20 protein-coding genes and 1 pseudogene are annotated in these 20,550 nt (G+C 66.1%); 12 read left to right on the top strand and 9 right to left on the bottom strand.

What is annotated here, in order from left to right; translation table 11 throughout:
- Nucleotides 1–66 precede the first annotated feature (66 nt).
- The 4 genes and pseudogenes from ACYQOP_RS09170 (at nt 67) to ACYQOP_RS09155 (ending at nt 4,639) form a co-directional block, all read left to right on the top strand.
- Nucleotides 67–1,011, top strand: coding sequence for a FecR family protein (locus ACYQOP_RS09170; protein ID WP_461222168.1), 945 nt, complete (start codon nt 67–69; stop codon nt 1,009–1,011).
- A 119-nt stretch (nt 1,012–1,130) separates the two neighbouring features.
- Nucleotides 1,131–3,707 carry a TonB-dependent siderophore receptor gene (locus ACYQOP_RS09165; RefSeq protein ID WP_461225256.1) on the top strand — a complete coding sequence of 859 codons (2,577 nt, stop codon included), beginning with the start codon at nt 1,131–1,133 and terminating at the stop codon, nt 3,705–3,707.
- Nucleotides 3,708–3,916: 209 nt separating this feature from the next.
- Nucleotides 3,917–4,141: pseudogene (locus tag ACYQOP_RS09160) on the top strand (nitrate ABC transporter substrate-binding protein); the annotation flags it as partial.
- A gap of 228 nt (nt 4,142–4,369) precedes the next feature.
- Entirely contained in the window at nt 4,370–4,639 is a 270-nt protein-coding gene (locus ACYQOP_RS09155; RefSeq protein ID WP_461222166.1) for a DUF6894 family protein, read from the top strand.
- Nucleotides 4,640–4,754: 115 nt separating this feature from the next.
- On the opposite strand, the gene ACYQOP_RS09150 is transcribed toward ACYQOP_RS09155, so the two are convergent.
- The 3 genes from ACYQOP_RS09150 to ACYQOP_RS09140 form a co-directional block, all read right to left on the bottom strand.
- The gene (locus tag ACYQOP_RS09150; RefSeq protein ID WP_461222165.1) at nt 4,755–4,988 is read right to left on the bottom strand and encodes a hypothetical protein; all 234 of its coding nucleotides are present in this window, start codon (nt 4,986–4,988) and stop codon (nt 4,755–4,757) included.
- A gap of 109 nt (nt 4,989–5,097) precedes the next feature.
- Nucleotides 5,098–5,280 carry a hypothetical protein gene (locus ACYQOP_RS09145; protein ID WP_461222163.1) on the bottom strand — a complete coding sequence of 61 codons (183 nt, stop codon included), beginning with the start codon at nt 5,278–5,280 and terminating at the stop codon, nt 5,098–5,100.
- A 218-nt stretch (nt 5,281–5,498) separates the two neighbouring features.
- The gene (locus tag ACYQOP_RS09140) at nt 5,499–6,146 is read right to left on the bottom strand and encodes a TetR/AcrR family transcriptional regulator (RefSeq protein ID WP_311275747.1); all 648 of its coding nucleotides are present in this window, start codon (nt 6,144–6,146) and stop codon (nt 5,499–5,501) included.
- Nucleotides 6,147–6,227: 81 nt separating this feature from the next.
- Here ACYQOP_RS09140 and ACYQOP_RS09135 point away from each other — a divergent pair, with 81 nt between their 5' ends.
- Complete coding sequence (locus ACYQOP_RS09135) at nt 6,228–6,968, top strand: 3-oxoacyl-ACP reductase family protein (protein ID WP_207413364.1); 741 nt, start codon at nt 6,228–6,230, stop codon at nt 6,966–6,968.
- A gap of 168 nt (nt 6,969–7,136) precedes the next feature.
- On the opposite strand, the gene ACYQOP_RS09130 is transcribed toward ACYQOP_RS09135, so the two are convergent.
- Nucleotides 7,137–8,048 (bottom strand): NAD(P)H-dependent oxidoreductase, encoded by a 912-nt coding sequence (locus tag ACYQOP_RS09130; RefSeq protein ID WP_461222162.1) that lies wholly within the window; start codon nt 8,046–8,048, stop codon nt 7,137–7,139.
- Between the two features lie 313 nt (nt 8,049–8,361).
- On the opposite strand from ACYQOP_RS09130, the gene ACYQOP_RS09125 reads away from it, so the two are divergent.
- Both ACYQOP_RS09125 and ACYQOP_RS09120 read left to right on the top strand, forming a co-directional pair.
- Nucleotides 8,362–9,879, top strand: a complete 1,518-nt coding sequence (locus tag ACYQOP_RS09125) for an ATPase domain-containing protein (RefSeq protein WP_207413394.1) — start codon at nt 8,362–8,364, stop codon at nt 9,877–9,879.
- Complete coding sequence (locus tag ACYQOP_RS09120) at nt 9,876–11,930, top strand: ATP-binding protein (protein WP_461222160.1); 2,055 nt, start codon at nt 9,876–9,878, stop codon at nt 11,928–11,930. Before ACYQOP_RS09125 ends, ACYQOP_RS09120 begins: the two co-directional genes overlap by 4 nt.
- A gap of 94 nt (nt 11,931–12,024) precedes the next feature.
- Here the strand turns inward: ACYQOP_RS09120 and ACYQOP_RS09115 are convergent, their stop codons facing one another.
- Together ACYQOP_RS09115 and ACYQOP_RS09110 are read right to left on the bottom strand one after the other, a co-directional pair.
- On the bottom strand, nt 12,025–12,918 hold the full coding sequence (locus tag ACYQOP_RS09115; RefSeq protein ID WP_461222159.1) for a hypothetical protein: 894 nt from the start codon (nt 12,916–12,918) through the stop codon (nt 12,025–12,027).
- A 266-nt stretch (nt 12,919–13,184) separates the two neighbouring features.
- Complete coding sequence (locus ACYQOP_RS09110; protein WP_461222158.1) at nt 13,185–14,072, bottom strand: MBL fold metallo-hydrolase; 888 nt, start codon at nt 14,070–14,072, stop codon at nt 13,185–13,187.
- A 294-nt stretch (nt 14,073–14,366) separates the two neighbouring features.
- On the opposite strand from ACYQOP_RS09110, the gene ACYQOP_RS09105 reads away from it, so the two are divergent.
- Complete coding sequence (locus ACYQOP_RS09105; RefSeq protein ID WP_419953016.1) at nt 14,367–14,726, top strand: hypothetical protein; 360 nt, start codon at nt 14,367–14,369, stop codon at nt 14,724–14,726.
- A 103-nt stretch (nt 14,727–14,829) separates the two neighbouring features.
- Here ACYQOP_RS09105 and ACYQOP_RS09100 read toward each other — a convergent pair whose 3' ends face one another.
- Complete coding sequence (locus tag ACYQOP_RS09100; protein WP_207413372.1) at nt 14,830–15,102, bottom strand: hypothetical protein; 273 nt, start codon at nt 15,100–15,102, stop codon at nt 14,830–14,832.
- Nucleotides 15,103–15,490: 388 nt separating this feature from the next.
- Between ACYQOP_RS09100 and ACYQOP_RS09095 the strand changes: the two genes are divergently transcribed.
- Both ACYQOP_RS09095 and ACYQOP_RS09090 read left to right on the top strand, forming a co-directional pair.
- Entirely contained in the window at nt 15,491–16,456 is a 966-nt protein-coding gene (locus ACYQOP_RS09095) for a calcium-binding protein (RefSeq protein ID WP_461222157.1), read from the top strand.
- Between the two features lie 255 nt (nt 16,457–16,711).
- On the top strand, nt 16,712–16,948 hold the full coding sequence (locus tag ACYQOP_RS09090) for a DUF6894 family protein (protein WP_056422073.1): 237 nt from the start codon (nt 16,712–16,714) through the stop codon (nt 16,946–16,948).
- 87 nt (nt 16,949–17,035) lie between these two features.
- Here ACYQOP_RS09090 and ACYQOP_RS09085 read toward each other — a convergent pair whose 3' ends face one another.
- The gene (locus ACYQOP_RS09085; protein ID WP_056422077.1) at nt 17,036–17,260 is read right to left on the bottom strand and encodes a hypothetical protein; all 225 of its coding nucleotides are present in this window, start codon (nt 17,258–17,260) and stop codon (nt 17,036–17,038) included.
- 296 nt (nt 17,261–17,556) lie between these two features.
- Between ACYQOP_RS09085 and ACYQOP_RS09080 the strand changes: the two genes are divergently transcribed.
- Together ACYQOP_RS09080 and ACYQOP_RS09075 are read left to right on the top strand one after the other, a co-directional pair.
- Nucleotides 17,557–17,967, top strand: coding sequence for a DUF1236 domain-containing protein (locus tag ACYQOP_RS09080; protein ID WP_207413376.1), 411 nt, complete (start codon nt 17,557–17,559; stop codon nt 17,965–17,967).
- Between the two features lie 137 nt (nt 17,968–18,104).
- Nucleotides 18,105–20,120: a hybrid sensor histidine kinase/response regulator gene (locus ACYQOP_RS09075; protein WP_461222155.1), complete on the top strand. Its 2,016-nt coding sequence runs from the start codon at nt 18,105–18,107 to the stop codon at nt 20,118–20,120.
- Between the two features lie 34 nt (nt 20,121–20,154).
- On the opposite strand, the gene ACYQOP_RS09070 is transcribed toward ACYQOP_RS09075, so the two are convergent.
- The gene (locus ACYQOP_RS09070; RefSeq protein WP_461222154.1) at nt 20,155–20,421 is read right to left on the bottom strand and encodes a hypothetical protein; all 267 of its coding nucleotides are present in this window, start codon (nt 20,419–20,421) and stop codon (nt 20,155–20,157) included.
- Nucleotides 20,422–20,550: the final 129 nt, after the last annotated feature.

Below are 20,550 nucleotides of genomic sequence, written 5' to 3'. Positions count from 1 at the left end.
GATCAGAGACGGTAGGGACACACGGCTCGGCGATCCGAGCCGGGATCGGGTCCGGAGAGCAGAACCGTGACCAAGGACAAAACCACAGACGCGGACGCGCGCGACGACGAGGATCCCGTCTTCGAGGCCGCGGCCGGCTGGGTCGCGCGGCTCTCCTCCCCCGATGCGACGAGGGAGGACCGCGAGGCCTTCGCGGAATGGCGCGATGCCGATCCCGCCCATGCCGAAGCTCATGCCGAGATGGATGCGCTCTGGCGCAGGCTCGGCCATGTGCCCGACCCACGCAGACGCCGCACCTCGCCGACAGGACTCGCCGCCCTCGCCGTGGCGGCCATCCTGTGCGCGGCGTTGATCCATCAACTCGGCCTGATCGACCGGTTCCGCTCCGACCTCTGGAGCGGCGTCGGCGAGATCGGCCATTCCGTCCTGGCCGATGGGAGCCGCATCGACCTCAACACCGACACGGCGGTGGCGCTGCGGTTCACGGACGCCGAACGCGGAATCGAGCTCCTGCGCGGCGAGGCGTTCTTCGACGTCGTCCCGGATTCCCGGCGCCCTTTCGTGGTGCGCGGCAATGGCTTGAGCGTGCGGGCGATCGGCACGCGCTTCTTCGTCCGCGCGGACGGTGCGGACAGCCCCGTCGGGGTCACCGAAGGACGCGTCGATGTGGCGGACGAGCACCGGCACATGCTGGTATCGGCGGGCGAGGCGGTGCGCCGCGAGGACGGGGCGCCCTTCGGCGTCGTCGCGGCGGATCCGAGCCGGAGCGTGGCATGGCGGGAGGGTCGCCTCGTCTTCTCGGGCGAACGGCTCTCCGCCGTCCTGGGGGAACTCGACCGCTACCGCCACGGCCGCGTCGTCCTCATCGACGCCAAGGCCGGCGAGCGGCGCGTCACCGGGGCCTTCGACCCCCACAATACGGACGAGGCGCTGGACGTGATCGCGGCGACGATGAACGTGCGCGTCACCCGTCTCACGCCCCTCCTCGTCCTGGTCGGGTCGCCGCTATAGGAGGCCGAAATAATTCCGTTCTCGGACGTCAGGAGATCGCGGGCCCGTTGATCTCAATCGGTAAGGGACGAGAGAGCGCGAAGCGCACCGTCCTGTTCAACCGACGGATGGGGCGTGCAATGGCGGCGCGAGAGCTTGGGTTTGCAGGGGAGCGGCGCGCGAGGGTGTTCCTCGCCGGCGTGTCGATGCTGGTGATGGTCCCCGCCGCCGCGCAGAGCCAGGAGGCGAAGCGCCCGCCATCGGCCAAGGACCGGAAGGCGAGCATCATCGCCCTCGCTCCCGAAGCCTCGGCCCCGCGACAGGGGGACAGCGTGTCCCTGTCGATTCCGAAAGGGCCTCTGGAAACGGCCCTGGTCACCTTCACCGAACAGGCGAAGGTCAAGCTGGTCTATGCCACCGAGCTCACGGCGAGACTGAACACGAACGGCGTCGACGGCGCGTTCCCGCCCCTCGACGGCCTGGCCAGGATCCTCGAAGGCACCGGCCTGACCCACCGGGCGGTCGGCCCTTCCACCATCACCCTCGTCAATCCGAGCTACGTCCAGCTCGGCCCGGAGCCGGCCGGGGCGGTGACCCTCGCCGAGCTGAGCGTCGAGGCCCAGCGCCTGAACCGGGCGTCGCATGCGGGGCTGCCCCCGTCGAGCGGAACGGTGGGCCAGCCTCCCGTTCCCTATGCCGGCGGCCAGGTGGCGACGGGAAGCCGGCTCGGCCTCCTCGGCAACCGCTCCGTGCTGAACACGCCCTTCAACGTGACGAGCTACACGGAAAAGCTGATCACGGACCAGCAGGCGCGCACGGTCGGCGACGTGGTGCAGAACGATCCCTCGGTGCGCAACGACGCGCCGCCCTATAGCGAACGCGATTCCTTCTTCATCCGCGGCTTCTCGGTCACCAACCTCGACACCGCCTTCGACGGGTTGTTCTACATCGCCAATGCGCGCCGCACCTTCACCGAAGGCCTCGAGCGCGTCGAGGTGCTGAAGGGCCCCACCGCCTTCCTCAACGGCGGCGTCGGCCGTGTCGGCGGCACCATCAACCTCATCCCCAAGCGCGCCTTCGACGAGCCGCTCACGCGCATCACGACGAGCTATTTCAGCGATTCCCAGGTCGGAACCCACCTGGATTTCGGACGCCGCTACGGCGCCGCCAAGGAATGGGGCATCCGCTTCAACGGCGCCTACCGCAACGGGGGCACCCCCCTCGACAAGAACGCCATCGAGGTGGGCATTGCGGCTTTGGGCCTCGATTATCGCGGCGACCGGTTCCGCGCCTCGCTCGACCTCAACCATTCCAACCAGAACATCACGGCGCCGACATCGCTGTTCAACGCGGCCGCACCGAACATCGCGGTGCCCCGCGCCCCGAACAACCGGCGCAACACGGCGAACACGAACGAATATATCGACACCACCTACGGCATGGCCGCCGGCCGGGTCGAATTCGATATCCTGCCGGAGACGACGATCTACGCCGCGGGCGGCATCAGCCGCTACCGCGAGGATTCGCTGAGTTCCTATTACCTGATCACCGGAGCCTCGGGGCAGGCCACCAACACGCTCGCCATCGCCCCCCTCGAATTGCAGGGCCTGACCGGCGAGATCGGGCTGCGCTCGCATTTCCACACCGGCTTCATCGGGCACCAGGTCTCGGTCTCGGCGACCGAGGCCGTGAACAAGAACTTCTCGCGCGGCTACTTCCCCCCGAGCCTCCCGAGCTTCCAGACCAACATCTACGCTCCGACCTACCTGCCGTTCGGATCGGTCGCCACGGGGGTCTATCCCCGCTCCAGCCGGCAACCCCTCTTCACGGAGCTGAGCGCACGCAGCGTGGCCGTGGCCGACACCCTCTCCCTGGGTGAAGACCGCTTCATGCTGACGCTGGGCGGGCGCTTCCAGGACATCGCGGTCAACAGCTACGTCACCCGCCCGGTGGCCAATCAGGGGTCGCTGGCATCGAGCTACGACCAGGGCCGGTTCAGCCCCGCCATCGCCCTGGTCATCCGCCCCTTCGAGAACCTGTCGTTCTACGGCAATTACATCGAGTCCCTCGACGCAGGCCCGAGCGCGCCGGTCACCGCGGTCAATGCCAACGAGATCTTCGCCCCCACCGTGAGCCGGCAGAAGGAGGTCGGCGCCAAATACGATTTTGGCACCGTCTCGGTCACCGCCTCGCTATTCGAGATCGAGCAGCCGAGCGCTTTCACGGATCCCGGCACGAGGCGCTTCTCCGTGAGCGGGCTGCAGCGCAACCGGGGCGCCGAGTTCACCGTGTTCGGCGAGCCCGTCGCGGGGATCCGCCTGCTCGGCGGCATCGCCTTCATCGACGCGGAACTGGTGAGGACGCTCGGAGGGCAGTTCGACGGAAACGCCGCTCCCGGCGTCCCCGACATGGCGATCAATCTCTACGGCGAATACGACCTGCCGCCGTGGCTGGCCCCGGGCCTGACCCTCACCGGGCGGGCCATCCATACCAGCCGCCAGTTCTACAATCAGGCCAACACCCAGTCGGTCCCCGACTGGACCCGCTTCGATGCCGGCCTGCGCTACGCCTTCGAGGGCGTCTCGGGCAAACCCGTGGTGCTGCGGGCCACCGTCGAGAACCTGTTCGACGATTCGTACTGGGCCTCCGCCGCACGCGGATTCCTCGCCGTCGGCGCACCCCGAACCGTCATCGTCTCCGCCTCCGTCGATTTCTAGAGCGCTCTCCGCCGAAGTGGATGCCGGTTCGGCGAAAAAGAGCGCGGCAAAACAGAGGCTTAGAGATGTGTCCCGACCCAACGTGGTCGGGCGCAGCTCTAGCGGCCGTACACATTGCCCGACGCGCCGGCGCGTCGGGCAATGTGTACGAAGCTTGCAAACCGTCGGACGGTCGATCGCGAATCCGAGGTGCACCGCGTGACCGACGAACGCAGATGAAGCGCTGGGGTCAGATCAAGGGCGATGTCGATTACAAGGCGGTGGCCGAGAAGGTCTATCTCGCCACCGATGCCGCGAGATTGATGACGAAGGCCGGCCTCACCCCGCCGACGGCGACCACCAAGACTTTCTCGGTGATGGGCGAGGCCTTCGATCCGGCCAAACCCGAGGAGTACCTGAACTCCTTCGCGATCAAGCGGGGGGCTGAGCCATGAAAGCCTCCCTCCCGCCCCGCGCCGGAATCGTCCCCCCGATCATCCCCATCGGCATGGTCGGATCGCACAGCCGGATGCGACATGTGGTCGACCGCCGTCAAAAAATAACGCAAGAAATAGCAGCAACAAATATAGTTGCCTAATGTCAGGGCAATCGCGCGCCCTATCCTAGGCATGCCCGTGAGTGAGAGCGTCATCGCTCCCGCCTCCACCAAGATGAGGCGGGACATGCCGCGCTATCATTTCAACGTGTACGATGGAAAGAGCACCCTCGATCAGGAGGGTACAGAGCTCAACAGCATCGAGGAAGCCAGGTTTGCGGCAGTGTGCCTAGCCGGCAGGATCATTCTCGAAAACTTCAAGCACATTTGCTCGAGCGATGAGTGGCGCCTCGAGGTCGCGGATGAAAATGGGCTTTTGCTGATCTGGCTAGATTTTACGATGATCGAGTCGCCTATCGTTGAAACCATGAGAAGACGGCCAAGCTATCAATCATGAATTTCATCTGATCTGAACAGATAACATATCTGCTTCCATGCACGAGGAAAGTCCGCTTCATCCTCGCTCGCCCCGGCGTCACGGGCGGCTTCGATGAAGCGGCGCTACTTGTTCCTCACGCGTCGACGACCCCGCCCCGCTTTGCGGGCGGCCTTGGTTCGGTCTCAGGCTCGTCCAGAATCGCCCTCGTCTCTTCGATCACCGCTTTGGATTTTGCGGCGGACTGTCGGGCGTCCGCAGCCGATTGCAAGATGAAGTCGAGGAACTCGGCGTCACCGACCTGCATGGCTTGTGCTGGCGTCAGCGGGTACGCTGTCCGCCCCGGCTTGGAGGGTGTGTCGGCGGTCATGACAGTGGCTCCTGAATCGTCGAGGAATGTAGAGCCAACGCGGCGGACAGCAAAAAGCCTCCGAACCCGATCCGGCAGCCCCGCATTTGCAGTATCCGTGTCCCGTGATTCATGACGTGCCGCCCTGGGAGGACACGTTACGGCGAGCCTGGCTCGTCGCCCTGTGCCTGTGAGCGTAGCCACGCCCCTTCTTCTCGCCCTCCGGCTTCACGGTGCCGTCGTTGCCGACGAAGGTCTCATCGGCCTCGACAAGGCCGTCACCGCTGCCGACATGCCGCCGTGATGAGGTCACACGGGGACTTCCGCCTAAAAGAGGTCCTCCAGCGTCCCGAAAGCTGCGGTCTCATGATGAAAGAACTTGGCGGAATGGGCGGATATCGGGCCAACCCTATGAAGAGGAAGCCAGACCGTCAGGCCGTATGGGCGAATGGTACGATCGCCAAGCAAAGGTTTTGAGATGTGCCCCGCCCCAACGCGGTCGGGCGCAGCCCTGGCACGGTCCGGCGAAGTTCAGCCGCAGGCGTCCCATCTCAGCATCGCCATCTGCGCCACGCCCTCCAGTTCGGCCCGGCTCGCGCCGTCGCGGGCCAGGATCGACATGCCGCTCTGGACGGTCTGCACGAAGCGGGCAAGGGCGTGAATGTCCGTCTCGCCCGCAAGCTCGCCCGAGGACACGGCCCCGGCCAGGCACGCCTCCAGACGCTCCAGCGTCACGGCACGCGCCGACCGAACCAGATCGCCGAGGTCCGATCGCCCTTCGCCGCCGACGGACGAGAGCGTCACCATGCAGCCGAGGGGATTGTCGGCGAGCGATCCGGTCAGGGCCGCGGCCGAGTCCATGAGTAAGGACAGCACCGCCTCACGCGCCGTCCCGGCGGATCGGAACCTGCCCCAGACCAGCGCCTCGTAGGTCGTGTTGTAGTGGCGCAGGGCCTCGGTGAAGAGCGCCTCCTTCGATCCGAAAGCGGCGTAGAGGCTGGGCGATCCGATCCCCATCGCCTCGGTGAGGTCGGCGATGGACGTCGCCTCGTAGCCCTTGCGCCAGAACAGGTGGGTCGCCTGCGTGAGGGCGGCCTCGCGGTCGAAGGCACGAGGGCGTCCGCGCCCCCGGACCGACCCTGCCGCGACGCGTCCCGGTTTCTGCTCTGATTTCTGCATCGATCGATATATAAATCTCTTGACCCCGATCACCAACACGCCTAGCTATTTTTGTGTCGATCGATACATAAAGGTTGTGTGATGCAGGAACTGGCTGGAAAGCGCGCACTCGTCACGGGTGGTTCACGAGGCATCGGCGCCGCGATCGCGCTCGATCTCGCGGACAGAGGGGCGGACGTGGCGATCACCTACGAGCGGTCGGCCGACCGCGCGGCCGAGCTGGTGCGCGCCATCGAGGCGAAAGGCCGGCACGGGCTCGCCATTCAGGCCGACAGCGCCGATGCGGCGGCCGTGAAACGCTCGGTCGACGAGGCCGTGGCGGGACTGGGCGGTCTCGACATCCTCGTCAACAATGCCGGCATCGCCCGCTACGGCGCGGTCGCGGAGATCGGCCTCGTCGACATCGACGCGCTCCTGAACGTCAATGTGCGGTCGGTGGTGCTGGCCTCCCAGGCCGCGATTCCGCATCTCGGACAAGGGGGGCGCATCATTTCGATCGGCTCGTGCCTCGCCGAGCGCGTCCCCTTTCCCGGCGTGACCGTGTACTCGATGACCAAATCGGCGCTTCTCGCCTTCACCCGGGGGCTGGCCCGCGAACTCGGGCCTCGGGACATCACCGTGAACCTGGTCCAGCCGGGCGGAACCGACACCGACATGAACCCCGCCGACGGTCCCCAATCCGACGGTATCCGCGCGCTGACGCCGCTCGGCCGCTACGGTACGCCGGAGGACGTCGCCGCCGCCGTGGGCTTCCTCGCGAGCCCGGCCGCGCGGCAGATCACCGGATCGGTCGTCACCGTGGATGGCGGCGTGAACGCCTGAGCGGGGATCCGACCCCGCCGCGCGCATCCGAGACACGGCCTTGGAGCGCTCTCCGCCGAGGTGGATCCCGGTTCGGCGAAAAAGAGCGCGACAAACAAAGGCTTGGAGATGTGACCCGACCCAACGTGGTCGGGCGCAGCTCTAGCGGAAAGACCGAGGCCGCCGGCATCAATCCGTCGTGGATCGCGCGCCCCGTTCGGCCTCGGTCGTCCCCGGCACGATGCCCTTGGCCGAGACGTGCCGCACGAAGGCGTCGACCCAGGAATCGAAGCAGGCCATGGCGTCGCGTTCCTGAACCATGTCGTCGGCCTGATCGTCGGCATAGGGCCGCTCCAGACCGACCGAGGCATGCCGCCAGAGCTCGTCCGGCACCTCGATGCCGCTGTAGCGGCACTGCCAGACGAGGCCCTGGTAAGCCTTGCGCTCATCGCCCTGGTAAGGCTCCCGCGCCGGGTCGAACCAGTCCTTCTGCCGGAGGATGCGGGGGCGGCGATCGTCGTCGAGTTCGTTGCCGCCCTCGTTGCCGTAGCAGAAGAACCCGGCCGTGCGCCCCTCCAGGTGGTTCCGGGTCAGCTCCCGCCAGAGCGGCGATTTTTCCAGCGCCTGCGCCTTCAGGGTGCTCTTCTTGTCGATGAGGTCGGGGCGCGGGTTGCCGCCGCTCATGCAGACGAGGCGGTCGAACATCGCCTTGAGGTTGGTGGAGGGACCATACCACCAGACCGGCCCTATGATCGCCCAGGCATCGGCACGGGCGAGGCGCTGGTAGAGCTTCTCGTTCCACATCAGGTCGGGCTGGTGGTCGCTGTCCGGCCCATAGCAGTTGCAGGGCCAGACGCAGAGCGCCATCGAGGAGCCGACGCAGCCATTGCAGCCCTGGATCTTGGGCTTGCCGTGCTCGTTACCGATATCGACATGGTCGACCTGCCAGCGCGCCGGCAGGCGCCCGAGCATCCGGTGCATCAGAAACCGGGCCTTGCCGTCCATGCCGGGGCATCCATCGAGCCGCCTTGCCGATCCGGCGACCACGAGGACCTGGAATGGGCGTGTCTCCAGCGGCAACGTTTCGACTTCGGCTTGCAAGTTATCCAACGTTTTCCGCTCACCGGCTGAAGTGTCCATACGGTCCCGGCACCGCACCGGGACCCCGCCCAACGAAAACAAGAGGCGCAATGGCAGGTTCCTGATCGCCTTCAACCTATGCCTGATCTTCGACGTGCCGACGCCATGTCCTGGTGTGAAGGACGACAGAGCCTCCACCATTGTTCCGGGCGATGTGTCCAATCCGACCTATCGCGCTGACACGGGCTGATGCATGATAGATTCCGACAGAAGGCGATGGGCCGCCCCCTCGATGGGCGGCCGCCCGATGCGCCTCTCCCGCATCATAGTGACCATGCCAGACGACAGTCAGCCTACCGCCCCGACCGGCTCCCGCAACGCGCTCTCCACCGGCATATCCGGGCTCGACGACGTCCTCGCCGGCGGCCTCACCCGTGACCGGCTCTACCTCGTCGAGGGCAGGCCCGGCACCGGCAAGACGACCCTGTCGCTGCAGTTCCTCCTCGAAGGCGTCGCCCGGGGCGAGAAGGGCCTCTACGTCACGCTGTCGGAAAGTGCCGACGAGCTCCGGGCCGGTGCGGCGTCCCACGGCTGGTCCCTGGATGGCATCGACGTCTACGAACTCGTCAGCGAACTCGGCCTCGACCCCGATAGCGAGCAGTCGATCCTGCACCCGTCCGATGTGGAGCTCGGCGAGACCGTGCGCGAGGTCATGGAGCGCGTCGACGCGCTGCAGCCGGCCCGGATCGTGTTCGACAGCCTGTCCGAGCTCCGGCTCCTGGCCCAGAATCCCTTGCGCTACCGGCGTCAGATCCTTGCCCTGAAGCAGTTCTTCGCGTCGCGCGGCTGCACGGTGCTGCTGCTCGACGACAACACGGCGGACGTCCAGCTCCACAGCATCGCCCATGGCGTCATCGTCGTGGAGCAGATCGAGCGCGAGTTCGGGGCGGAGCGTCGGCGCATCCGCGTCGTCAAGATGCGCGGCGTCAAGGTCCGTGGCGGCTTCCACGACCTCGTGCTCCGCACCGGCGGCCTCACCGTGTTCCCGCGCCTCGTGGCGGCCGAGCACGCGGACGAGTTCGACCCGGTCACCACCTCGACCGGTTTGGTGGAGCTCGACCTGCTGCTCGGGGGCGGCCTCGTGCCGGGCACCAACACGCTGCTGATGGGGCCGTCCGGCGTCGGCAAGACCACCACCGCCATCCGCTGCCTGCTCACCGCCCTGGAGGGCGGATCGCGCGCGACCTACTTCCTGTTCGACGAGGGCAGGGCGACCCTGCTCGCCCGGTCCGCGCTCCTCGGCATGGACCTGCGTCCCCATATCGCGAGCGGCGCGCTCGACCTGATGCAGATCGACCCGGCCGAGATCTCGCCGGGCGAGTTCACCTGCCGGGTGCGCGAGGCCGTCGAGGCGCAGGGATCGTCCTTCGTGGCCATCGACAGCCTCAACGCCTACGTCCACGCCATGCCGGGCGAGCAATACCTCGTCCTGCAGATGCACGAGCTCCTGAGCTACCTCAACCAGAAGGGCGCCACGACCGTCCTCGTGCTGGGCCAGCACGGGGTCATCGGCGAGGTCCGCACCGACGTCGACCTGAGCTATCTCAGCGACGGCATCGTGCTGTTCCGGTATTTCGAGGCCCAAGGCGCGGTCCGCACCGCGATCTCCGTGGTGAAGAGCCGGGTCAACGCGCACGAGCGCACCATCCGGGAATTGCGGATTTCCCCGACCGGCCTGCAGGTCGGCGAGGCCTTGAGCGACTTCCAGGGCGTGCTCACCGGGCTGCCGGCCTATGGCGGCAAGGTCGCGATGCTGGACGGCAATGCCGAGACGTCCGGACCCGCCGCGTGACGCCATCGTCGGAGATCGAGGAGCGGGTGCTGATCCTGGCGCCGCGCGGGCGCGACGCCGGGGTCGTCCAGCAGCTGCTCGCCAAGTCGGGCACGCCGGCCGCCATCTGTGCGGATGCGCCGGCATTGATCGCCGGCCTGCGCGCGGGCGCGGCCGCGGCCCTCGTCACCGAGGAGGCCCTGGCCGAGGCCGATACGGCCGCCCTCGACGCCTGGGTCGAGACCCAGCCGCCCTGGTCGGACTTCCCGTTCATCATGCTGGCGACCCGACAGGTCGGTCGCCGCCCCGCGCGTGCGGCCGCGATCATCGAGCGGCTCGGCAACGTCGTGCTGCTGGAACGGCCCATCAACGCCGAGACTCTGGCGAGCGCCGTCGCGTCGGCGCTTCGGGGCCGGCGTCGGCAATATCAGGCCCGCGGCCACATCCTGGAGCGGGAACAGGCGCAGGAGCGCCTCCGGCACGCCAACGAGACGCTGGAATGCCGGGTCGCCGAGCGCACCCGCGAAGTCGATGCGGCGCGCGAGACCCTCCTGTTCGCCCTCGATTCCGCCGGCATGGGCTCCTGGGACCTGGACCTCGTCCACGACACCTCCCGGCGTTCGAGACGCCACGACGCGATCATCGGCTACGACGAGCCTCTGCGCTCCTGGGGATGGGCGGACTTCCTCCATCACGTCGTCCCGGAGGACCATTCCATCGTCGCGGCGGCCTTCGCGCAGGCGGTCGAGACCGGAAACCTCGACATGGAATGCCGGATCCGGCGTCCGGACGGCGCGATCCGATGGATCGCCGCAAGGGGCCGCGCCGAATACGGTCGCGAGGGAAATCCCGTCCGCCTCGCCGGTATCGTCATGGACCGCACCGACCAGCGGGCGACCGAGGACGCCTTGCGCCAGGCCCAGAAGATGGAGGCCATCGGGCAATTGACCGGCGGGGTGGCGCACGATTTCAACAACCTGCTCACCGTCATCGTCGGCGGCCTCGACATGGTGATCCGCAAGCCGGAGAACACCGAGCGGGTGGTGCGCCTGGCCGAGGCCGCGATGAACGCGGCGCGCCGGGGCGAGCAGCTCACCCAGCAGCTTCTGGCCTTCTCGCGGCGGCAGATGCTGCGGCCCCAGACCCTCAACCCGAACCGCCTCCTCCTCGACTTCCGGCCCCTGGCCCAGCGCGCGGCCGGCGGCGCCATCGAGATGACGTTCGATCTCGACCCGGCGCTCGATCCGATCCGCATCGACCCCGCCCAGTTCGAGGCCGCGGTGCTGAACCTCGTCGTCAACGCCCGCGACGCGATGGAGGGTAGCGACCGCGCAGCCCGCATCGACGTACGCAGCCGCAACGTCCGCCTCGACACCGCCGCCGTCGCCGACAAGGGCGTGCCCCCCGGCGACTACGTCGAGGTCTCGGTCGCCGACACCGGCAGCGGCATCCCGCCCCAGACCCTGGCCCGGGTGTTCGAACCGTTCTTCACCACGAAGGAAGTGGGCAAGGGCACCGGTCTCGGGCTCTCCCAGGTCTATGGTTTCACCCGCAGCGCCGGCGGCTACGTCGCCATCGAATCCACCGTCGGGGCCGGAACCACGTTCCGACTTCTCATCCCGCGGTCCTCCGACCCGGTCGGCGAGGAAGCGGGGACGGGCTCCGGCACCGCGCTCCCGCTCAAGCGGGCGGGGGACGGCGACACCGTCCTGCTCGTCGAGGATGACGAGCAGGTCCTCGGCATGGCGGTCGAGAGCCTGGAGGAACTGCGCTACCGGGTGATCGTCGCGCGCAACGCCGCCGAAGCGCTGGAGCATCTGAGAGGGGTCGAGCGCATCGACATCCTGTTCTCGGACGTGGTGATGCCGGGCGGCATGAACGGTTCGCAGCTGGCGGTCGAGGCGCAGCGCCTGCGACCGGGCCTGAAGGTGCTCCTCACCTCCGGCTACGTCGCCAACCTCGACGAGGGACAGATCATCGGCAAGGGCGAACTCACCGTCCTGAACAAGCCGTACCGCCGCGATGAACTCGCCCGCTCCCTACGGCTGGTCCTGACGGGCGGAACCGGCTGATCCAGCCGGGCCACGGTCATTCCGGCGGTTCGTTGACGAGCGCGCGCGACGATCCGGCGACCGTACGGCCATCACCACGGCGCGGGACCGCCCCCTAGAACTCCATGCCCAGCTTCACCCGAAGGGCATGGCGTTCGAACTGGTTCAGACCCAATCCCCGGTTGGCGAGGGCCTTGTCGGTGTCCCGGCCCCAGACCTGACCGGCATAGGCCACGGTGATCCAGGCCTTTTCGGTGAAGCGATGATGCAGGGCGGGGCCGAGGGTCAGAGCTTCGCTCTGCAGCCCGTTCAGGAAAATTCCCTCATAGCTGCGCAGATAGCGCAGTTCCGGTCCGAGATAGGTCTTGTCCGCGACCTCCCCGACGAGGGCGTTCGACCATAGGAATGTCGAGGAGCGGTATCCCTCCCCGGAGCCGCGCTGGCGTCCGGCGGCCGGATCGAAGCTGATGTTTGTGCCATACCAGAGCTTGTTCGGCACGATCTGCCAATCGACGTGCACGACATTCTCGAAGTCGAAGATGTCGGCTCCGCGCCCCTCGATGGGCAGAACGCGGGCAAAACGCGGCCGCGATTCCAGGGCCAGGCCGAAGGGCTGCTCGGGGGTGCTTTTGACGAGCTGATACTTGAACTCCACCGAGACGCCGTCGAAATTGCCGGCGTTCCTATCGTCGAGATCGACGATGTTGCGAACGCGATGGTGGTCGCCGAAGAGCCCGACCTGGACGCTGAAACCGTCGACGAGATCGATCTGATAGCTGAGCTTCGTACCGACCGCGTCGTAGGATGACGGACCCGGTCCGGCCCGCCGCTTGCCGATACGGGTGACGGTGTCGAGCACCACCTCTTGTTCGCCCTTCTTGCCCACATCGGCCCCCTCGGTGAAGCCGAACAGATGTTCGGTGTCCACCTCCTCGGCAGAGGCTGTGTCGACGAGCGAGGGCTGCGCCAGCAAACAGGCCGCCAGCAGGCAATAGATTGAAAGTCGCATGATGATGTCTTGGCAACTCAACGCTGCATGAGCCGAATGGGCTCGGCCGTTAGACCATGCCGAGCCGGTCCATGACTGCGATTGTTCTGCCACAGGATGCGCGAAAAGAAGCTTCTGGTCCGGTCGAATGCTTTTTCGAGGGAATAAGTCGTGGGGATTCGTCGTGCCGGCCCGGTCCTCCCTGATCGCGCGGGCACGACCGCCCAAGCAGCATGGGGCCGAGCCCGCATCGCCGATCCGTCACCCGACGCGGCCACGCAGGCGCGTCAGGGTTCCTTGTAGGCCGATCCGTCCTCGGCTCGGGCCGGCTCATCCACATACATGCCCTGCCTCGGCATCGCGACCGCATCGAAACGATCCGCCAGCAGATGAAGCGCCTCGCGAAGGGCGGGTCCTTCCAGCGGGCGTCCATGGCCCGTGATCGCCCGCTCCGGTTCGAGAGCCGCGAGAATCGCCACCGAACGGCCCGCCGCCTCCCAATCGGTGGTGAGATACATCGGCGGACCGTGGATCTCGGGCTCCTGGACGATGACCGCGTAGGCCGATTCCTGAGCGGTCGTCACGAAGGCGTCGCCCGCGATCAGCGTGCGGTCCGCCTCCCGCCAGAGGGCGACCTGACCCACCGAATGGCCCGGCACGTGGATCCAGCGCCAGCCCGGCATGGAGGGCACCGAACCGTCTTCCGGCAGGTCCCGGAGATGGGCGGACACGTCGACCGGCGCGAGCGGATAGAGGGGCGAGAGCCGCGCCATCAGGCCGCCGCCGACGGAGGGGTCCGGCGGCGGGTAGGCGGCGGACCCATCGAGATACGGATGTTCGAGCGGATGGGCCCAGACCGGCACGTCCCATTCGCGAGCCAAGTCTTCAACGACTCCGACATGGTCGAAATGGCCATGGGTCAACACGATGGCCGCCGGACGGGCATTCGGGCCGAAGCGTTGCTCCGCCACTTTCCGGATCGCGGATTTCGACCCCATGATCCCGGCATCGATCAGCGTCCAGCCACGGTCGCCCGCTCCCGGCGGACCATGGAAGATCACATTCACGATGGCATGGCGCTGGTAGACGAGATCCTCCGTGATGGTGTGGGTACCGTCCGCACCCAGAGGCGTTTCGATCTGCGCAGTCGCGTCGACGGGAACCTGTTGCGCCATGGGGCACCTCGTAAAAGGGTTTGCATCGCCGCCCGGTCGATAGGCCAATCGATCCCGCGGATGCCGGTTCCTCTAGAGCTGCGCCCGACCACGTTGGGTCGGGTGCAACTCTAGGCCTTTGTTTTGCCGCGCTCTTTTTCGCCGAACCGGCATCCACTTCGGCGGTGAGCGCTCTAGGGCACCGGCAGCGCCTCCCACTCGACCACGGCATAGTCGACCGGGGCAGAAGTGCTTGGCGCATGTAGGGGGACGGCGGATAATGGGTTAAACATCTGAGGGGGGAGAACATTTGTCATGAACGAGAGCCCGGACCCGTCCGCCAACGCCACGGATCCCATCGGTCGGTTGTCCGAAGTCTCGCGGCTCGCCAGTCTTCTGGCCGACCGCGTCCTCAGCGCACAGATCGCCAGTCAACCCATTCCCAAAGCGCATATTCACGCCCTGCTCGATGCCGCCATCATCCTCGAAAAATACGAACGGGACTTGCCGCCGCTGCTAGAGCAGATGATCGGCAAGCTCGAGGACGAGGATTCGGCAAAACCGGCGGCCGACCGCGAAGTCGAGGAGGCCGTGCCTGAACCCGCCGAAGGCGAGGAGGCGGACGCCAAGCGCCTCGCCTGGCTGTTCCGCCCCTTCAAGGGAACGAAGGGCTGATGCCAGGCTCGGTGATGGTGGCCCGACCGGCGACCGGTCGCGTCAGTGCCGATCCCCGATACGCGGCCTGAAAGACCGTGGAGGGAGTGGGCGTCGCCGGTTCTCAGCGGCCGCCCTGACCCCCACCGGCACTGCCATTCGGAATGGCCTGCTCCGGCCGGCTCGCATTGCCGCCCGCGGCGGAATTGGTCGTCACGGTATCGGCCCCCGTCGCCCCATAGGAGATGACGCGATCACGGCTGTTGCCGGTCGTGTTCGGCTGGTTCTGGATCACCACGCCACGCTCCCCGTTGGGAGACATCAACCCCTGTGCGAAAGCGGGCATGACCGACAATGCGAGCGCTCCCGCGCTCACGACGATGCGTAGGCTATTCATCGAACGTCCTTGTTTTCCGAGAGTGACGCATCAATCCGGTTCGACGGCGAATGTTCCTGCGGTGAAGATCCGTCCGAACAGAATAACCGTAAGTCACGCTCCCCGGATGCGTGCCATCGTCCCAAGGTGAAATACGTAGAGCGCATCATCGAAGTCTATGCGAGATGAAATGTCGCAGGCATTCGAATGGCGCGAAGCGATGTGCTCCCAGACAGGTCGAATTCCCAATATTTCTTTATACTATGAGAAAAACTGAGGTTAAATATCCATCGGTACTGCAAAGCATGTTGCGGCGCCGCAAACAATTGTTTCCATGATGAGCAATGGACGATCTTTCAGCTACCTCTATAAAAACCCTGCGATCACGCATGAAGCGGAGGCAAACGCCATGGCTAAGCTGAACGGTACTCTTGGAAGTGATGTTCTGAATGGTACGGATGATGAAGATATCATCCTCGGTCTCTCAGGCGACGATGTCATCAATGGTAATGGCGGGTTCGATCGCATCGATGGCCAGGACGGCAACGACCGGATCACGGGCGGTGACGGTATCGACTACATAGCCGGCGGCCTCGGCAACGACGTGATCAGAGGAAATGCCGGTAGCGACCAGATCATCGGAGAAGACGGCAACGATATCCTCTATGGCATCTTCGGCGACGATTACATCGCCGGCAATGCGGGTGACGACTACATAAGCGGCGGCTCCGGCAATGATTTCCTTGTCGGAGAGCTGGGGCGAGACACTGTTCTCGGAGGCAGCGGCAACGATTTCGTCACCGGCGGCGCTGACGTCGACCGTCTCGACGGGGGCGAGGGGGATGATCTGGTCGACGGTGACGCCGGCAACGACATTCTGTTGGGTCGCGACGGCTCCGACGTCCTGTTCGGCGATGCCGGCAACGACAAGCTGTTCGGCGGTACCGGCAGGGACGAGCTCCTCGGCGGCGCCGGCCTCGATCAGCTCGAAGGCGGTGCGGGCCGTGACGTGCTCGCGGGCGGTCAGGTCAGGGATATCCTGACGGGTGGCGGCGGCGACGACACCTTCGTCTTCGATACGGGACTGGGCTCGACGAATGTCGATCGGATCACCGATTTCACCCACGATCTCGATACGATCAGCCTGTCGCAGGAGATCTTCGAGGCGCTGGCCCCCGGCGAACTCACCGAGTCTGCGTTCAAGGACATCGGTACGGCGGGTTCGACCGTCGATGGGGACGACAGGGTGCTCTACGACAGCAACACCGGCGCCCTTTACTACGATTCCGATGGCAGCGGCAGCCAGGCCCAACAGCAATTCGCCACGCTGGAGAACCTCGCCACGCTCACCCATACGGATGTGCATGTCGTGTGATCGGCACGCGAGCGTCCGTCCACGGCCGGCCGCTTTCGTGATGTGAGACGTGTGACGTGAGACTCGTGACATGACGCTTGGCCTCGGTGAGCTCGCCTCATCGAGGCCTGTCCGCGCGAGCCGGGAGGATTTTCGAGAGGCGCGTGCCCGAATCCCGACCTTCGCATCCGGCGCGGCGACGCAAAAGCATCGGACTGGAGGAAGCTATGTCTTCTTTCATACAGCAACTTGGGCTAGAGCCTGCCGTTGACTGGTATGCCTCGTTTTTACCTCAACATTCGCGACGGCGACGATCTCATCGAAGATCAGGAGGGGAGCGTTCTCGTCGATGTCGATGCGGCTCGCCTGGAAGCGCTGGCATCAGCACGGGACATCCTCGCCGAACTCGTCCGGGCCGGGCGGCTCGTGGACGGGCAGTGCTTCGAGATCATGGACGATTCGGGTGAACTGCGCGCCGTCGTGCCGTTCAAGGAGGCCCTGAAGCTGGATTAGCGGCCCTCCCCCGGTGTCCGGTCATCGAGATTGCTTCGGTCGCCCTACGGGATCGGGGACATCTCCCTCCCGGCGACGGAAATGCGGTCACTCGGTCGGCAGGAACTGCTCGATGAAGCGCAGACCATCCCAGAGCTCGAGGGCGTGCCCGTCCACGAGCCTTTGCGTGTGCTGGATGGCGTCGTCGTCGCTATCGACGGAGATCCGTCTCACGTCGAGGATCGTTCCCTCCTTGGACAGGACGAGCACCCGGTAGGCCGGTCGTGGCTGTGTTCCCACGATCGTGGCTGGAGGCTGGGGCGGATCGGACATCAGGGGTCATCACGGCACAGGGGACCTGATGCCTTTCGAAAGCACAGGAGGCCTGTCCGGCAATAACTTAAGTTTTTTTCCGACCTTTCGTCCGGTCTCGTACCATCCGGCGGACCGGGGCAGCGCGACGGGGGCCGCGTCGAGACACGATGAGGTCTTGGTCCGACGACGCAGGGCGTCTCGCACGCGAACCCGTCCCGACAGTGGATTATGTTAACCATCCATCGGCAAGGAAGGACAGCGCGGATCGGAAGTGCTCTTTCCCGTTCGGCCCATCAGAGACGGAAGCGAAACCGATGCGGATGCGTGTTGCGGTGGGTGTGCTCGCGGCGTTGAGCGTTGGGACGGCCGCCCATGCGCAGGGCCTCGCCCGAGGGGCGCAGGATGGCGCGGAGCGCGGCGGAAACATCGCCGGGCCGCTGGGCGCGGCCGTCGGCAGTGTGATCGGAGGGGCTGTCGGGACCGCGAACGACATTCTGGGGATCGACCGCCGGGAGCGGTTCCGCATCTATACGCGCGGCGAAAGGCGCCCGTCCTTCGCGTATCGCGGCAAGGTCCATGTCGGCACCGTGCTGCCCGAGAACGGCGTCGTCTATTACGACGTGCCTCCGGAATTCGCCCTCAAAGGGTACAATTACACGATCGTCAACGATCTCCCCGTCCTGGTCGAGCCGGGCACCCGCCGCATCGTCGAAGTGATTGACTGAGCGCCGCTCCTCCCCTGCCGGGGCCGATGTGACGGCCGTCATGCCATGAGCTGCGTCCGTAATGCGACGCAGCCGACATCGCGTTCGGTATCCCGTATGGTGGGTCCATGCCCGATGATTCAATCCCTCACTCTGCAATGCCCGAGCAAGAGCTGAAGGCCTCGCAAGCAAGCAATGCATCGATTGTAGGTGATGACCGGTATCGTCTACTGGTTGAGAGCATCGTCGACTACGCCATCTACATGCTCGACATCGAGGGGCGGGTCTCGAGCTGGAATCGCGGCGCCCAGCGCTTCAAGGGCTATACCGACGCGGAGATCATCGGCGAGCATTTCTCGCGGTTCTACACCGACGACGACCGGGCCACCGATCTTCCCGGCCGCGCGCTGAAGATCGCCGCGACCGAGGGGCGATTCGAGCAGGAAGGATGGCGCGTCCGCAAGGACGGAAGCCTGATGTGGGCCCATGTGCTGATCGACCCGATCCGCGATGAGGACGGCGCCCTCCTGGGCTATGCCAAGGTCACCCGCGACCTCACCGAGCGGCACGCCGCCCAGGCCGCGCTCAGGCAGAGCGAGCAGCATTTCCGCCTGCTCGTCCAGGGCGTGCACGATTACGCCATCTACATGCTCGATCCGCAGGGAAAGGTGACGAGCTGGAACCGTGGCGCGCAGCGGTTCAAGGGCTATGCGGATGACGAGATCATCGGCGAGCATTTCTCGCGGTTCTATACCGACGAGGATCGCGCCTCGGACCTGCCCGGCCACGCCCTGCGGACGGCCGCGAAGGAAGGCCGTTTCGAAGCGGAAGGCTGGCGCGTCCGGAAGGACGGCACGCGCTTCTGGGCGCATGTCGTCATCGATCCGATCCGGGGCGAGCACGACCAACTGATCGGTTTCGCCAAGATCACCCGGGACGTCACGGAGCGGCGAAACGCCGAACAGACCCTCGAAGAGACCCGCGCGCGCTTCGTCCAGTCACAGAAGATGGAGGCGATCGGCCAGCTCACCGGCGGCGTCGCTCATGATTTCAACAACCTGCTGGCGGTCGTCCTGGGCAATCTGCACCTCGCCCGCAAGCGTCTGCCGCCGGATGGCAAGCTCCTGCGACTGGTGGACAATTCCATTCAGGCGGCCGAGCGCGGGGCGACGCTGACCCGGCGCATGCTCGCCTTCGCCCGCCAGCAGACCCTGGAGACCGGCCCCGTCGACGTTCCGGCTCTCGTGCGCGGCATGGCCGAGCTTCTGCAGAGCTCCATCGGCTCCGTCGTCCGGGTCGACACGCAGTTTCCCCTGCAGCTGCCCCTCGCTTGCGCCGATGCCAACCAGCTGGAACTGGCCCTGCTCAATCTGAGCGTCAACGCCCGCGATGCCATGCCGGAGGGGGGGCGGATCACCATTTCGGCCCGCGAGGCACAGCTCGGCCTCCACGAGATTCCGGGACTCGCATCCGGTCGCTATGTCTGTCTTTCGGTCGCCGATACCGGCGAAGGCATGGATGAACGGACCCTGGCGCGCGCCGCCGAGCCGTTCTTCACCACCAAGGGTGTCGGCAAGGGCACCGGGCTCGGCCTCTCCATGATCCATGGGTTCGCCGAGCAATCCGGCGGACGGCTGATCCTCACGAGCGTTCCGGGCCAAGGCACCGTCGCGGAGCTGTGGCTGCCCGTGGCCCAGGCCGGCGGCCCGGACAAGAGAGCGCCCGAACACGGGCTTCCCCTGCCGAAGACGAGGCCGTTGCGGGTGCTGGTCGTCGACGACGACCCGCTCGTCCTCATGAACACGGCGGCCATGCTGGAAGATCTCGGTCATGGGGTGCAGGAGGCGATGTCGGGCCCGCAGGCCCTGCACGTCCTCGGCAGCGCCGAACCGTTCGATCTCGTGGTGACCGACCAGTTGATGCCCGGCATGAACGGCCTGCAGCTCATCGCGGCGATCGCGGCGGCGTATCCGGGATTGCCGGTCATCCTCGCCAGCGGCTACGCCGAACCGACGGAGCACGCACAGACCGATCTCGTGCGCCTGACCAAGCCGTTCGACCAGGCGGATCTGGCGCGCGCCATCCTGACGCGATTGCAGGCCGATCCTCAGGTGCCGGCGTTCCAGCCGGTCAATGCCAGGACGGGCGACGATTCCGGCTCACCCGCCCATTGAGCGGGGACCCTATCGTCGCCCCCTGGTCCACCGATCAGCAGCGGTTTCCGCCGGAGGTCTGGCCGTATTGCTGGACCGGGAAGTTCTGCTGGTTGGCATTGCCTTCGGCGGCGGAGCTCATCGGGCAGGTGGCCGGGTTGCGCGAAAAGAGATCGTCGCGAGACTGGATCGAACCTGTCGTCTCGACATCGTAAGGCGAGACCGTCGTGTAACGGGAAGGACTATCGTAGGCCATTGCCGACGAGATCGGGGCCACACCAAGAACAAGGGCGGTGGCGATGGCGGCAATACGGGAATTCATGAGGATTGCTTGGCTCCTATAAGCTGCAGACCTGAAAGAGCGCCTGCTTGTTGCTGTTGGAAACCAATATGGGGTGTCATCGCGATCCTTGACGTGCCGGCCCGCACGCGCGATCGCGGATTATAAGAT

This window comes from Methylobacterium sp. CM6247, from assembly GCF_054817925.1.
Note: the sequence above shows the minus strand (reverse complement) of the source record. Positions and strands in the feature narration are given on the sequence as shown.

Excerpts from the sequence above, each read along its gene's own strand:
- ACYQOP_RS09095 (WP_461222157.1), top strand. The coding sequence starts at position 15,491 with ATGGCTAAGCTGAACGGTACTCTTGGAAGTGATGTTCTGAATGGTACG.
- ACYQOP_RS09085 (WP_056422077.1), bottom strand. The coding sequence starts at position 17,260 with ATGTCCGATCCGCCCCAGCCTCCAGCCACGATCGTGGGAACACAGCCA.
- ACYQOP_RS09080 (WP_207413376.1), top strand. The coding sequence starts at position 17,557 with ATGCGGATGCGTGTTGCGGTGGGTGTGCTCGCGGCGTTGAGCGTTGGG.
- ACYQOP_RS09140 (WP_311275747.1), bottom strand. The coding sequence starts at position 6,146 with ATGCAGAAATCAGAGCAGAAACCGGGACGCGTCGCGGCAGGGTCGGTC.
- ACYQOP_RS09075 (WP_461222155.1), top strand. The coding sequence starts at position 18,105 with ATGCCCGAGCAAGAGCTGAAGGCCTCGCAAGCAAGCAATGCATCGATT.
- ACYQOP_RS09115 (WP_461222159.1), bottom strand. The coding sequence starts at position 12,918 with ATGCGACTTTCAATCTATTGCCTGCTGGCGGCCTGTTTGCTGGCGCAG.
- ACYQOP_RS09150 (WP_461222165.1), bottom strand. The coding sequence starts at position 4,988 with ATGACCGCCGACACACCCTCCAAGCCGGGGCGGACAGCGTACCCGCTG.
- ACYQOP_RS09105 (WP_419953016.1), top strand. The coding sequence starts at position 14,367 with ATGAACGAGAGCCCGGACCCGTCCGCCAACGCCACGGATCCCATCGGT.
- ACYQOP_RS09090 (WP_056422073.1), top strand. The coding sequence starts at position 16,712 with ATGCCTCGTTTTTACCTCAACATTCGCGACGGCGACGATCTCATCGAA.
- ACYQOP_RS09070 (WP_461222154.1), bottom strand. The coding sequence starts at position 20,421 with ATGAATTCCCGTATTGCCGCCATCGCCACCGCCCTTGTTCTTGGTGTG.
- ACYQOP_RS09125 (WP_207413394.1), top strand. The coding sequence starts at position 8,362 with ATGCCAGACGACAGTCAGCCTACCGCCCCGACCGGCTCCCGCAACGCG.
- ACYQOP_RS09135 (WP_207413364.1), top strand. The coding sequence starts at position 6,228 with ATGCAGGAACTGGCTGGAAAGCGCGCACTCGTCACGGGTGGTTCACGA.
- ACYQOP_RS09110 (WP_461222158.1), bottom strand. The coding sequence starts at position 14,072 with ATGGCGCAACAGGTTCCCGTCGACGCGACTGCGCAGATCGAAACGCCT.
- ACYQOP_RS09100 (WP_207413372.1), bottom strand. The coding sequence starts at position 15,102 with ATGAATAGCCTACGCATCGTCGTGAGCGCGGGAGCGCTCGCATTGTCG.
- ACYQOP_RS09155 (WP_461222166.1), top strand. The coding sequence starts at position 4,370 with ATGCCGCGCTATCATTTCAACGTGTACGATGGAAAGAGCACCCTCGAT.
- ACYQOP_RS09165 (WP_461225256.1), top strand. The coding sequence starts at position 1,131 with ATGGCGGCGCGAGAGCTTGGGTTTGCAGGGGAGCGGCGCGCGAGGGTG.